This is a genomic window from Streptomyces sp. NPDC058663, from assembly GCF_042716745.1.
GTDB lineage: Bacteria > Actinomycetota > Actinomycetes > Streptomycetales > Streptomycetaceae > Streptomyces.
Map to the genome: position 1 here is coordinate 19,840 of NZ_JBHXRV010000057.1, position 12,418 is coordinate 32,257.

The 12,418-nt window shown below is 70.1% G+C and carries 19 protein-coding genes; all 19 read right to left on the reverse strand.

All coding sequences use genetic code 11. The annotated features are described in order from the left end of the window. Position 1: 1 nt before the first annotated feature. Positions 2-805 carry a hypothetical protein gene (locus tag ACFWVV_RS31965; protein ID WP_384343026.1) on the reverse strand — a complete coding sequence of 268 codons (804 nt, stop codon included), beginning with the start codon at positions 803-805 and terminating at the stop codon, positions 2-4. Next, positions 798-2,225, reverse strand: a complete 1,428-nt coding sequence (locus tag ACFWVV_RS31970; RefSeq protein ID WP_384343028.1) for a phage portal protein — start codon at positions 2,223-2,225, stop codon at positions 798-800. Before ACFWVV_RS31970 ends, ACFWVV_RS31965 begins: the two co-directional genes overlap by 8 nt. A gap of 21 nt (positions 2,226-2,246) precedes the next feature. After that, the gene (locus ACFWVV_RS31975) at positions 2,247-3,923 is read right to left on the reverse strand and encodes a terminase (protein ID WP_384343030.1); all 1,677 of its coding nucleotides are present in this window, start codon (positions 3,921-3,923) and stop codon (positions 2,247-2,249) included. Positions 3,924-3,931: 8 nt separating this feature from the next. Next, entirely contained in the window at positions 3,932-4,381 is a 450-nt protein-coding gene (locus ACFWVV_RS31980) for a hypothetical protein (RefSeq protein ID WP_384343032.1), read from the reverse strand. A gap of 35 nt (positions 4,382-4,416) precedes the next feature. Beyond that, positions 4,417-4,866 (reverse strand): hypothetical protein, encoded by a 450-nt coding sequence (locus tag ACFWVV_RS31985; protein WP_384343034.1) that lies wholly within the window; start codon positions 4,864-4,866, stop codon positions 4,417-4,419. Further along, positions 4,863-5,093 carry a hypothetical protein gene (locus tag ACFWVV_RS31990; RefSeq protein WP_384343036.1) on the reverse strand — a complete coding sequence of 77 codons (231 nt, stop codon included), beginning with the start codon at positions 5,091-5,093 and terminating at the stop codon, positions 4,863-4,865. The genes ACFWVV_RS31985 and ACFWVV_RS31990 overlap by 4 nt, the downstream gene beginning before the upstream one ends. A gap of 121 nt (positions 5,094-5,214) precedes the next feature. After that, positions 5,215-5,802 carry a bifunctional DNA primase/polymerase gene (locus tag ACFWVV_RS31995; protein WP_384343038.1) on the reverse strand — a complete coding sequence of 196 codons (588 nt, stop codon included), beginning with the start codon at positions 5,800-5,802 and terminating at the stop codon, positions 5,215-5,217. Between the two features lie 279 nt (positions 5,803-6,081). Next, the gene (locus ACFWVV_RS32000; protein WP_384343040.1) at positions 6,082-6,384 is read right to left on the reverse strand and encodes an HNH endonuclease; all 303 of its coding nucleotides are present in this window, start codon (positions 6,382-6,384) and stop codon (positions 6,082-6,084) included. Continuing rightward, on the reverse strand, positions 6,381-6,608 hold the full coding sequence (locus ACFWVV_RS32005) for a hypothetical protein (protein WP_384343042.1): 228 nt from the start codon (positions 6,606-6,608) through the stop codon (positions 6,381-6,383). The genes ACFWVV_RS32000 and ACFWVV_RS32005 overlap by 4 nt, the downstream gene beginning before the upstream one ends. A 532-nt stretch (positions 6,609-7,140) precedes the next feature. After that, complete coding sequence (locus tag ACFWVV_RS32010; RefSeq protein WP_384343043.1) at positions 7,141-7,326, reverse strand: hypothetical protein; 186 nt, start codon at positions 7,324-7,326, stop codon at positions 7,141-7,143. 92 nt (positions 7,327-7,418) lie between these two features. Beyond that, on the reverse strand, positions 7,419-7,574 hold the full coding sequence (locus ACFWVV_RS32015; protein WP_384343045.1) for a hypothetical protein: 156 nt from the start codon (positions 7,572-7,574) through the stop codon (positions 7,419-7,421). Positions 7,575-7,666: 92 nt separating this feature from the next. Next, positions 7,667-7,846, reverse strand: a complete 180-nt coding sequence (locus tag ACFWVV_RS32020) for a hypothetical protein (protein WP_384343047.1) — start codon at positions 7,844-7,846, stop codon at positions 7,667-7,669. Between the two features lie 21 nt (positions 7,847-7,867). Next, entirely contained in the window at positions 7,868-8,098 is a 231-nt protein-coding gene (locus ACFWVV_RS32025) for a hypothetical protein (protein WP_384343049.1), read from the reverse strand. Positions 8,099-8,201: 103 nt separating this feature from the next. Then, the gene (locus ACFWVV_RS32030) at positions 8,202-8,939 is read right to left on the reverse strand and encodes a hypothetical protein (RefSeq protein WP_384343051.1); all 738 of its coding nucleotides are present in this window, start codon (positions 8,937-8,939) and stop codon (positions 8,202-8,204) included. Then, positions 8,939-9,382 (reverse strand): hypothetical protein, encoded by a 444-nt coding sequence (locus ACFWVV_RS32035; protein ID WP_384343053.1) that lies wholly within the window; start codon positions 9,380-9,382, stop codon positions 8,939-8,941. The genes ACFWVV_RS32030 and ACFWVV_RS32035 overlap by 1 nt, the downstream gene beginning before the upstream one ends. A gap of 14 nt (positions 9,383-9,396) precedes the next feature. Continuing rightward, on the reverse strand, positions 9,397-10,194 hold the full coding sequence (locus ACFWVV_RS32040; protein ID WP_384343055.1) for a hypothetical protein: 798 nt from the start codon (positions 10,192-10,194) through the stop codon (positions 9,397-9,399). Between the two features lie 9 nt (positions 10,195-10,203). After that, positions 10,204-11,595: a hypothetical protein gene (locus ACFWVV_RS32045; protein ID WP_384343057.1), complete on the reverse strand. Its 1,392-nt coding sequence runs from the start codon at positions 11,593-11,595 to the stop codon at positions 10,204-10,206. After that, positions 11,592-11,756, reverse strand: a complete 165-nt coding sequence (locus tag ACFWVV_RS32050; RefSeq protein ID WP_384343059.1) for a hypothetical protein — start codon at positions 11,754-11,756, stop codon at positions 11,592-11,594. Before ACFWVV_RS32050 ends, ACFWVV_RS32045 begins: the two co-directional genes overlap by 4 nt. Next, on the reverse strand, positions 11,753-12,334 hold the full coding sequence (locus ACFWVV_RS32055; RefSeq protein WP_384343061.1) for a hypothetical protein: 582 nt from the start codon (positions 12,332-12,334) through the stop codon (positions 11,753-11,755). The genes ACFWVV_RS32050 and ACFWVV_RS32055 overlap by 4 nt, the downstream gene beginning before the upstream one ends. Positions 12,335-12,418: the final 84 nt, after the last annotated feature.

Below are 12,418 nucleotides of genomic sequence, written 5' to 3' on the forward strand. Positions count from 1 at the left end.
GTCACGCGGCCGGGATGTCGTCCGGGCCCGTGAAGTTGTTGCGGCGAACGGCCAGGAGCGGGCCGATCTCGCCGTGCTCGCGCGTGATGATCACGTCGCGGTAGTCGGGGGCGCGGCCGCCGCGATCGGACTCGCCGATGTCACGGGCGATCGCGTCGTGCGCCGCTTCGAGCAGCTCCTCGTCGATGACCTGCCCGGGGTCCTGGTTGCCGGGCAACGGCTTGGGCTTGCAGTGGCAGCCCGGATGAATCGGCATGAGGTTCTCGACCCGGTACCGCTGCGTCGACGCGATCGTGCAGAGCGCGCAGTTCCGCCCCGACGACAGGCGTCGGCGATAGAACTTCACGCCGCCTCGCTCCATCGACTGCCGCGCCGCATGGGTCCGGGCGAGCTGTAGATCGGTCTCCGTGATGGACAGCAGCCGGTTACGGCCCTGCGCGAGCGCGTCGACGTAATCCGCACCGTGCGACAAAGCCGTGTACATCTGCACGAACGGACGCTGGTAGACCGTCTCCGGTGGGGTGCCGCGCAGCGCCTCGTCGAGCTGCACCCCCACCGGGGCGGCCGCACCGCCGAGCATGTCCGCGATCATCGCCGACAGGTACGCATCGGTGATCTGCCCCATCTGCTGCTGCACGCCGAGCACGACCGGCAGCACCCGCTCGATGAACACCGCGGCGTCGGCATCCCGGTACGAGCCGAGACTGTCGAACGCGGACAGGACGAACGAGATCAGCCGATCCCGCAGCGAACCCGACAGCGCGTCGTACCGCTCGGCGAGCGCCGCCTGCAACGCCTCACCCACCGGGCACCCCGCCGTCGTCCGCGAGGTTGCCGGCCGTCGGTGCTGCACCCGGTGCGGGCAGCAGCGACGCGGCGAGCAGCGCCTGCGACGCCGCGCCCGCCGTGATGCGCCGCACCGTGGCGGGCGTCTCGCCCATCTCCTCGGCGACGACGTCGAGCGGGTAACCGATGCTCTTGAGCTTGGTCGCGGCGTCGGCCTTAACGGCGAGGCTCGCGTGCGCGGGGTTCGCCCACCGCACCTCGGCCTCGGTGTAGTCCTCGGGTACGCCCGCCTGCGCGGCGCACAGTGCCATCACGGACTCGATGCCCTCGCCGAACGCGGCGATGTGCTCGCGCACCTTCGCCACGTGCAGGATGTCGAGCGCCCCGATCGTGTCGGCCGCGATGTTCACCAGGTCGCCGGCGTAGTAGTAGGCGGGGGTTTGCGACAAGATCAGCATGTCGCGTACGTCGCTCGCATGCTCCTTCAGGAACCCGCTCAGATCGGCGGCCGCGAGCTGCCCGAACTGCGCGTCGTCACCCTCGCTCACCCAGATCGCGGACGGGCCGGGCACGAACGGCTGCTCGACCGTGATGAGCCCGGTCACCGGGTCGACCTTCTTCGCGAACTTGTGTCCCTTGATCCACTTCTGCGGGAAGCCTGCGTTCCTCGACGCCGCCATGCGGTTCAAGATCCCGAGATTCACCCGGTCCTGAATGTCGAGCACGCCCGCGAACTCAGGCTCGGGATCCTCGCCGAGGTCCGGCATACGGGCGAACTCGACGAGCGGCAGCATGCCAAGGTCGTGCGGCTCACCCTGGTCGTCACCGATCCACTCCCACGAATCGGGCCCCCACGGCAGCCGGCGCCCACACCGCTCGCGCGTCCGGTACGGAAACGACACGTCGTCGAAGAACACGACCGCGTATCCGTGGCCGTCGATTTCGTCGTGCCAGGCTTTCAGCCCGACCGACGGCTCGCCCGTCTCGGGGTCCGTCCACACGATGCACTCCCGCGGGTGCTCCGCGGTGATCAGCGGCGACGGGCGCCCGTTCTCCTCGACGCGGGTCGGGTGCGGGCCGACGAGCATGTACCCGACGCTCTGTGTCATCGCGACCCGCCACACCAGCTTCTGCCGCGAGTCGAGACGGTTCTGCTGCCACCACCGCGACGCCCGATCGTCCGGCTCACCATCCGGGCCGGTGACGCCGAGGGCGAGCAGCCGGTGCACGGAAGCGTTCGCGATCAACTGACAGAAGTTCGTGCGCGACTTGCGCTGAAAGTCGATGAACGCCTGCGCCGCATTCTTCGGCAGCTCGGGCAGCGGCGGCCGCCCCTTGTAATACCGCCACCACTCGTTGAGCTGACCCTCGCGGCCCCGCATCATCCGGCCCAACTTGAGCAGCCACCAGTCCGGCGAGTCCGGGGTGTCGTCGAGCATCGTCGCCCCCTTCCGGGCTCGTCAGAACGTGAACCCGCCCATCGACTCTTCCTCGACGGCGACCCCGGCCGCGATCGCGTCGAGGCGGCACTGCCACGCGAGGACCGCGGCAACCGCGGCGTCGATCTTGTCCGGGCTGTCCGGGTTGGCTTTCATGATCTGGATCCCGGACCGGGTCTTACGCCGCCGGGCATTGAGCAGGTGCCGTACGAGCGCCGACGAGCCGTCGTGCGTGAGCTCCTGCTCGGCCAGCGCGGTATGGAACTTCTCCAGCGCCCGCACGATCAACGTGCTGCGGCCTCCGGTCATCCACCACTCGATCGGGTGCTGCCGAGTCGCACGCACCTTCAGCCGCGGCCCGTACGCCGCTTCCCAGTCCGCGACGTGGCTCTCCCACTTGGCAGGGTCGGCGTAGAACCCGACGACGTCGTACGTCGCGAACGCCTCGGCGATCGCGGCGAGCACCGCGACGACCGGCACCTGCCACTCGATCACCGCGCCGTCCGGCCCAACCTCGGGGCGCTGCGGCTGCTCCCACACGCCGAGTGTGAACACGTGCCCATCGGACAGCCGGCACCCGATCAGGGCCGTTGCGTCCGTCACCCCGCGCGCCCGCTTCCGTGACCCGTCGAACCCGAGCGTGATTCGTTCGCCGGGCTGGACCTCCTTGCCGAGGTCGGACGACGCCCGCACCTCAGGCTGTGTCAGCCACGCGTCGGACGCGTGGGTGATCTGGTTCAGGAAGTCGGCGCGCAGGTCTTGCGGCTCGTTCGAGGTGTCCCAGAACGCGGCGGTGATCCCCTCGATCGGCGACCACCCGGGCGGGCACGGCGGATCGTGCAGCACGCACCCGTCGGGGTGATCGCTGCTGTCGCCATACGCGTACCGCAGACCAGCGACGAGCGACCGCTCGTCGCTCATGTCCGTCTCGGGCGGCGCCTCCCGGTGGTCGACCAGGATGCCGCGCGCACGCGACCGCCCGTCGAGGATCGCCTGATAGTCAGCCGCGGACTGCTCAGCGACGGACCCCTCACCCGGGGTGAAAGCGTTCGGCGTCTCGATGACGCTGCCGCCAATCTTCACCGCGTTGAAGCGCAGCGTCTTCGCGAGCTTCCGCCCGCCGTTCGTCTCCTTCCACTCCTCGGTCTGGTCCAAGCTCGCGAAACAGGCCGGGTCCCCTTTGGCACTCGTCGCCGACGAAGTGATCGGGGTGATCTCGCCACGCGGCAGGTAGATCACCGTGTCGAGGACGTCGAGCCCGTAGTCGGTCGACAGCGACTTACCGCGCGCCATCTCCAGAAGCGGAGTCCACGTGTTGTCGGTCTGCTGCTCGGTCACCGCAGCGATACGTACGAGCGGCGTCCGGACCGAATGCCACGGCCGGCCGACCGGCTCGCCGTACGCATCCCACCCGTCGGCGACGACGTCGGCGCACGCCTCGGCGAGCGCGATCGCCCCGACGAACGGCGACTTTCCCCACCCTCGCGGCCGACTCAGCAGCGCCCGGTGTACGACCCGCTTGCCGGTCACCGGGTGCAGCTCGTAGTACGCGAGCGCGAAATCCGCCTGCTCCTTCGTGGGCACGAACGGCTCGCCGTCGTCCCGGCCGGGCTGCGCGAGATTGGCGATCATCCAGTCGAGGACGTACCAACCCAACGTGGGGCGCTCGCCCTCGAACTCGGGGCCGCGCCACGGCATGCCGCCCCCTACGTGTCGTCTGCCGAGCTCTTCCCGCCCGGCAGTGATCGCAGCTTGGCCGCGCCGAACCGCTCGCGCGCCGACGGTCCGCCGCTCGAACCGCGGCCGCCGTCGAGCCCGTCCGCCTCGGCGAACACCATCCTGAGCCTTGCCCTATCCGCGGGCGTCGCCCCGAACGCCGCGACCCGCAGCCGCAGCTCGGCGGCCGCGGACAGATCACCGCGCCACAGCCGCGCGTGCACGAGCGCCGTGTCGAGCAGCACCTGCCAGTCAGACGACCCGAAGTGCTCCGATTGCGGGCTGTCGATCCAGGTCTGCCACCACTCGCGGGTGCGCTCGGGCCACACGAACTCGACGAGCTGCCCGTCGCGCTCGATCCGGAACTCAGGCAGCTCGGGCGCCCCGGCGCTCTCCCACCTGAGAACGGTCTGCGGGATCGCGTCCTTGTTACGCCGCACCTTTCGGTCCTTCGGGGCCGGCCCCATGCCTGCCATCACTCGCCCCCATTCTCTGCCCGCACCGCACTGAGCTTGTTCTCGATCGCCCACACGATCTCGTCCCAATCACGCAGCCGGTCAACGCCGAGCGCATCCGTGACCCGATCCATGAGCCCGAGGTCGCGGTGATGCTGCTCGTCGACCCACCGTGCGAACTTCGACTCGACCTCGACGGCCCGCGCGTTGATGCCGTCGGCCAGGTCGACGCGTTCAGCCGACTCGCCAAACGGCAGCAGCGCGTTCGCCGGGATCTCGACCGTCTCGGCCGTGACCACTACGCCGCGCGCGCCCATCTGCTCAGCAGCCACGGCCCAGTAATCGCGCACCGGCGCGTGGTCCATCCCGATGATGATGCGGCGCGGCGCGCACTCGTCGACGACGAGCACGAACGGCGGCCGCTCGTCGCCTGCCCCCTCGGGCAGTTCGAGGACCTGAATGCGGGTCATCCCTGCACCGCCTCGGCGTCGACGTCCGTCTCGCCCGGCGCGAGCTTGGTCGGCTCGTATGTCGCCTCGAACACGTCCGGCTTGCACGGGTAGAACTCACCCTGCACGCCTCGAATGATCCAGTCGCCGTACTCGAACCGGACCCACGTGTCGTGCAGACGGTCGTACACGCGGAACTCACGGCCCACGTCATTGAGCTGCACGAGACCGTTCGTGAAGTCACTCATTTCGCACATGGCCATGTCTTCGACCCATTGCAGAGCCGAGATCATGATGGGGCGTTTGCGGAACAACGGCATAGCTGTACCTCCCGTGTCGGGTGCGCCGCAGCACACCCGTGTCGGGGCGCTACAGCAAAGCGTCGATCAAGTGCTGCACCGAGCTGAGACGCTGCGGCGTGCCGCCGAACGTCGCCCCGGTAACCGCGATGTACCGGCCATCGGCGTACAGCTCCACAGAGCCGCCGCCGTCGAGCGTGATGCGCCTGCCGTGCGGCAGCGCGCCGAGTCCCCAGATGTGCAGCCCGGTCCCCGAGCGGGACACCTCGACCCACGTCGAGTCGGCAGCAGCGTCGAAGATGTTCTGCGCCCACGCGGCGAGTCCACCGTCGGGCGCGATGCAGTGGTCGAGGTCGAGGCACACGACGCCGTCGCCGTTCAGGACGAACCCGAGCCCGGCGCCGGCCGCCGACGCCGCGGCGTCCGCGTGGCGCGACCAGGTCGAGGGGTCCGTGCTGCTCGCCACCGAACCGCCCACGGTGAGCGGCACCTTGCGGGCGCTGTGTCGGATCCACCGCGGCCGGCGGGTGAGCTCGGCGGGGACGGTGCGGCGCGCGCGATGCGCTGCGGCGCGACACCGGGGCGTGCAGTAGATCGCGTGGCGCCGCGCGGTGATGCGCAGCGGCTGCTCGCAGTGGGCGCAGGTCGGTGTCGGCATGCCACCAGTCTAGCGCCGCGTACGCTTTCAGGTCTCTGACCTGCATGTATCAGTCGCGTATCAGTGAGGCGACAGGGTGAGACGCCGTGTGTGGCCCCTCAACCGCCCGGCATCAAATCACCCTGCCGCCCTCACGCTCGCCCGCCAGCGAGCCGCCCACGTGCCGCCACGTGGCCGTTTTCGCCAGACCCGTACACAACCAGGCCCGCAGCACCTCCCGAGGCTCCTGCGGGGTGGGGAGGGGGAGTCACCCCCCACCCCTCGGCCGGGTCTGGCCGTTCAGATGAGCCCGGGGTGCCTTTCGGGCGGCCGCCGAGCTCGGTCTCGCCACCGCGCGGTGTTGCCCTCGCGGCTGCTCTTCTTCAAGTGATGGTGCTCGCACAGTGCTTGCAGGTTCTCGTACCGGTGATCGTTGCCCGGCTTGATGTGGTCGACCTGGTTGGCGTGGTGACCACAGACCCGACCGCCTTCGCGCCATCGGCATCGGTACTCGTCGCGGTGCAGGACGTACGGGCGGATGACGGTGTGCCAGTCGGCCGGCAGTTCGTCGCGTCGTGTGCTGCCTGCCCACTGGCCGCTCATGCTTGGTCGTCCTCAAAGTCGGGCTCGATGTCGGGGTCGGCGCGTTCGATGGTGGAGTCGAGGGCTACGAACCCGATCGGGTTGGACTGCTCGGGCTCGGGGTCGGTGCCAAGGGCGGCGAGCAGTCGTAGGGCGGTGGCCTCGATGTGGTCGAGGGGGGTGTGCTCGGTGGGGTGGGTGTGGATGTCTACCCGGCGGGTGCCGTCGGTGAGGCGTACGCGCATGGTGGCGGGTCCTCTCGACGGGGGTGGGGGGTGTTGTGTTCGTGGGTGCGCAGCAGGATCGTGCCGCCCCATGTCCGGCGGTCGATGGTGGGTCCGGTGCAGCCCTTGATCAGGCAGACGGCGCGCACTGAGCGGATGGGGGTGCGGGGTGTGGGTGTCGGGTTCATCGGTCACCTGGGAACGCGAAAACCCCCGCGGGGGGTGGCGGGGGTTTCGGGGGGTTTCTGTTTCCGGGCATGCGGAACTGCGCCCAATCTTGCGACACGTGGTCGTGATCGTCAAGCGTGGTGGGGTGAGAGAGGGGCGGTTCGGGCGTGTGCCCGGTACTGCCGGTGGATGCTCTCTCACCCCCGCCCCCATAGGTACTGGAGTGGAGTGGAGTGGACCCCGCGCGCGCGAGTCCCGAGGGAGTCCCCCCGGGACAGAATGCGTTGAGCTGCGGGGATGTGATTATTCGGCGTGCGATTCGATCGCGTTTCGTCCTCGATTCGTCGACGATTCGCACTCGATTCGATGACGAAACGCAGGCGATTCACTCGCCCGATGGGCTCGCGTCTACCTCGATGGCGAGCCGCTGTAGTTTCCCCGCGAGCGACAGCCGGCCGGTGGGCACGTCGGTACCGCTCGCTCCGGCCGCGTAGGCGTCGGCGACGAACTCGGCGAGCTCGTCGAGGGTCAGGTGCTTGCCCGTGGGGACGTGCTCGATCTTCTTCCGCACTGGTTGCCCCCCTCCTCTCGTAGGTGCGCCCCGAGAGGCTGGGACGAGTCGGGGCGCGCGTTCAGCATGACGCAATCAGGCGTCGTGCGGGGTCACGGTCGCAGTCGGCCGCCGGTCCCGTTGGGGGTGCCGGGTACGGGCTTGCCCCGACCGTTCGTCGGCTGGAGGTCGCGGCCGCCGGCTGCTGCTCGGCTCTGCTCGTTGAGGTCGCGCAGCTCGCTGATCGGCATGCTCTTCTTCAGTGCCATGATGGGCAGTCCTGTCTCGCGTGTTCGGGATGGGTGGGCCCGGGGCGGCCGGTCGCCTGGCAGTGATGCGGCCGCCTCGGGTGTCTGGGTTGTTAGCGCTCTTCGCCGTCGTCGTGCTCGGCGGCCGCCGTCTCCTCGGCGGCGAAGCGTTCCTCGTCTGCGGCGTCGAGCGCGAACTCGCCGTCGCGGTCGTACTCCTCGATCTCGTCGGCGCTCATCACGTCGCGGTTGGTCATTCCTTCGTACGGGTCGTGGTCGTGGTTCTCGGTCACTTGGGTCCCTTTCGTGGTGGGTCAGATCAGGCGGTTGCAGGCTGCGGCGATCAGGCAGCCGAGCAGCAGCAGCGCGAGCAGTGCGCCGATGCCGAGCTCGTTCTGTTGATCGGGTTCGACCGTCTCGTCGTCGGGGTGGTGGCCGGAGTGTTCGCGTGCTCGGTGCCATGCGCCCTCGGCTTCGGCGGCGCGGCGGGTGGGGGCCGGGGGCGAGGTTGTCCGGCACTGTCCGCACCGGTATCTGTAGGACACACGGGACCCCTTTCGAGGGTGATCCAAAACCCCTTTCGGGGTGAGTAGTTGGGGTGGTAGTTCGGGGGTAGTTGGCGGGTAGTTTTCGCAGGTCAGATTGGGACTACTTGCGCCACAACCGGCGCTTAGGGCGAGCGTCGGGCGAGGGGTTGGGAGAGGGGTTCGCCGAGGGGTCGACAGGGGCGTCGGGCGGGGGGTTGGTGAGGGGCTCGGCGAGGGTGCTGAGAGCAGCCCGGAATGCCTCGCCGTGGACCCCGACGGACAGCCCCGAGCGGGTGTTCAGTCGGTCCCGTACGGGGATGCCCAACCGGGTGCAGATCGCGCGTACTTCGGGGATGCCCCACGCGGGGTCGACGCCGGTCTCGTGGTAGTGCTCGACGATGGTGCGCAGGAGGACTCCGTTCCGGGTGCCGATCAGGTCGGTGACGGTGGTGATGAACTCGGCGTCGGTGGGGGGCTCGACAATCTCCTCGGCGTCGTCCTCGGCTGCGCCGGCTTCTTCCGTCGCCTCGTTTTCGATCTTGCCGGGGGGAGGGACAGTCGCGACTCGCAGGGCGGCCCATGCCCACGCGGGGATGAGCACGGCGACCGTCCACGGTGCTTGTCCGATGCCCCATCCGGCAGCGGCGAGGGCCCACGCGAGCCCGGCTGCGTGCCACAGCCGGTCGGTACCGTCGCCGTCCGCGACCCAGCGCCCGGCGCGGCACAGGAGCATCCACGACCCGGCAACGAGCGCCCGCCACGTCTCGCGCTCGGCGGCGATGGGGGCGGCCGCCTCGGCGTACGCGGTGCGAACGATGGTGCCGAGGGTGGCGCGCGCCTGTTGCGTCTGGTCGCTCATCAGGCGAGCCCCTTGAAGAAGTCGCCGATCGAGACGCAGATCATCGCCCATGCGCCGCCTGCACCGCCGAATACGGTCGCCATGACGATCCCGGTCACTGCCGATGCGCGGGGGCTGAGGGTGACCATGTAGGCGATCAGGACCAGGACGATCGCGATGGCGCCCGGCTGTACGTCGCCGAGCGGTCCGCTGCCGGTTCCGATCTTCGCGGCGTCCAGCGCGCCCTTGGTGAAGTTGTGGGGGATTCCCCAGATTTGGCCTGCGGCGATCAGCATGGTTCCGGTGCAGAGTGCGAGGGTGAGCGCGACGGTCTGCGACATTTTGATCTTGGACTTTTTGCTGGTGCCGAGGACGAGCGCGGTGAAGAGGACGAGCGCAATCCCGCCCGTGCCAAGGCTGCCGATGACGGTCGCTCCGGGCCCGGCCGCGAGGGTGGTGTTCATGGTGTCCTTCGAGGTCAGAGTGTGGCGTTGGGCCCGTACAGGGCGAGCGCGAGCACGGTGGACGCGAGGGGGACGCGGGCGATCCAGCCGACGAGCTGCACGAGCGCGGGCTGCTCACGGTTGCGGCACCGGCGGGTGCGGATCTCGGCGACGGCGCAGACGGCGATCAGTCCGAGGCCGATCACGACTCCTTCGCGCGGGTCGGCCGCTCCGTAGTGCGTGAGCCTGCCGAGCGCCCACGGGACGATCCCAACTGCGTAGCCGACGCCTGCCGCGCCGGTGTTGTACAGCCCGACGGAGAGGCGCCGGCGCTGCTTGGGGTCGGCTGTGATGCTCTTCGCGATCTGGTCGATCCCGGCGCGCATCTCTGCGATGTGCGACGCGGTTTCGGGGTCTGCTGCTGTCGCCACTGTGGTGGGGGGCTCTGCGGCGTCGGCCGACGCGTCGACCTGGTCGGCCTCGGGCTCGTCGTCCTGGTCGAGCTCAGGCTCAGCGAGTTCGCCGTCGGCCTCGGGTTCGTCGTCCTTGACCAGGGTGAGCACCGGTTTCGGGTGCCGCCAGTCCGGCAGCCGCGCCCCGCCGCGAGGTGCTGCTGCGCCATCGGTCGGCTGCTCGGGGTCCGGTACCGCGGTCGGGGTGGGTACGGCCGGGGGGTGCGCGGGCGGGGCGGGGATCATCCACATTTTGAGGGCGGGCTGCTGCGGGAGCGGCTCGCTGCCGTCGACCCGGCGGCGCAGCATGTTGCGGATGCGGCGCTCGTCGGGGTCGAGTTCGGCGGTGCCGGGCGCGGTGGTGTGGTCGTTGGTGGTCATCTGCGCCCCCTAGTTGTAGAAGCCGGTGCCGGGCTCGGGCTGCGACTGCTCGGCGCGCTGCTGTGCGCGCTTCATGGCTTTCAGCCGGTCGCGCGCGTCGACCGTGCGCACGTATGCGTCGTCCGTCTCGATGCCGTGCCGGTGCAGGTGCCTGGCGACCGCGGCGGCGCTCGCGTCCGTGGGGAGCACCTTCCGGACGGCGCGCACCGCGTCAGCCTTGATACGCCCCGCCTCGGCGACCGCATCAGCGATGATGCGGTCGGTCGACGGCGGCTCGTCGAGGGCGAGTTGCTCACCCGCATCTGCGGTCTGACCTGCGCGCATCACCGCATCACTCGTGTCCGTATCGGGCTGCTCGGGTGCGGCGGCCGTGGCCGGTGCGAGGGGGGCGGGGTCGGGCTGCCGGACGGTGATGACGACGTGCTGCGGCGGGGGCGTATCAGTGTGGTGCGGTGCGGCCGCATCACGTGATGCGGCTGCCGATGCGGCGGTGCGACCGAGGACGATCGCGACGTCGAGGTCGGTTACGTTGTGTCCGTACTGCGCGAGGACCTCGGCGAGCTGCCCCAGGGTGAGGTACGGCCGGGCGTCGTGCACGATCTTGATCGCCCTCGACGGGGGCAGCCCGGCGAGCTCGGATTCGAGCACCTCACCCGGTGCGCGCCGAGGCGGCTCGGCGGGGGGTTGGGGCAGCTCGGCCTCGGGCTGCGCCTCGACGAGCTGCTGCACCGTCGCCTCGGCCGGGCTGCTGCCGTACAGGGCGGCGTGCCGTGCCTGCGCCGTGTCGAAGCGGCGTAGTTCAGCGCTGATCACGGCTTCCGCGGCGAGTTCCTGCCGTCGCTGCGAGAGCCACGACCGGGGACCTTCGCCGAGCGGGACGGCGTACAGCCTCATGACGATCATCCACAGCCCTTTGGCGACCACGGAGACGGCACCGCCGACGGCGCCGATCGCGATGTCGCCGAAGATCCAGCCGTGCGCGACGATCGCGCCGACGCTGCCGGCGAGGAACGCCCACCCGGCGTTGCGAGCGGGTTCTGCTCGCTTCGGGTCGTGGCGCTCCAGCCACTCGACTGCCATGCAGGCGATCCACGCTGCGTCGAAGACGGCGGCCGCGCCGTATGCGATCGCGGCGACGGTGACGACGGCGAGCAGATCGCCGATGCTCGCGGTTGACCAGATGATCGCCAACGTGGTGACGAGCACCGCGAGGGTGACGACGCCGAGGCGCAGCGCGCGGTCGAGGTCGCGGGCCGGGCGCGGCACGTAGACCCGGTAGGTCTCGGGGGTCTCGCGGGGGTCGTTGTTGATGTCGGTGGTCGTGGTGCGGGTGCGTTCGACGGCCTTGTACCGGACACCGGGGATCGGGGGGCTGAGGTGGACGGCCTTCGGTTTCTTCACGACCGACCCCCGTTCGCCCGGCGGTCGTCGTGGCGCTGCTGCCGCTCGCTCGTCGCGCGGTCGGCTGCGCCGGCCTGGTAGTCGCGCCGGCATGCGTCGACGGTGGCGGGCTGCTCGATGATGCCCTGCGCTCGGGGGCTGTGCTTGGTGTTGTCGCTCATCGTGCGCCGCCTACGAGGATGTCCAGCACCCGGGTGAGGGTGTGCGGGAGGTCGGCCGCGGTGTCGGCGCCTGCCTGCCACTGGATGAGCCATGTCCCGGGGGCGATCCGTTCGTCGTCGGGCAGACCGGGGTCGGTCTCGGCGTCGGTGGGCTGCCGGACGACGTCGATGGTGTACGGCCAGGGGTCGGCCTGCTGCTGCGAGGCGATGATCAGCAGCGCGTTGTGTCGTGTGGCGGACACGAGGCAGGTGGGGTCGAGCCCGAGGGAGGTGAGGGCGTCGAGGGCGTCGAGGCGGTCGCGCAGGGCCTGCGCGTATTCGGCTCGGGTGCCGGCGGGCGGGAGGTCGGCGAGCGCGGTCTGCGCGGCGGCGGTGTCGTTGTCGACGATGACCGCGGTGTCGTAGATGCCGTGGTAGCTCCACGTGGCGAGCCGGACGGCGGTGCGCTGGACGTGGTCGGTCATGGGGTGCGTGGCGTAGTGGGGGACGCGGTCGATGCGGTCGGCGACGTCGGTGAGGATTTCGCGGATCCGTCGGGCGTCGTCGGTGGGGGTGGACTGGTGGGTAGGGTCGTTCACGTCTGTGCTCCTGGTCTCGTCAGGGGTTCGGGCGGCCCGTTGGGTGTGTCACCACCTGCGGGGTTCTGGTCGGGGCCGGTGTGT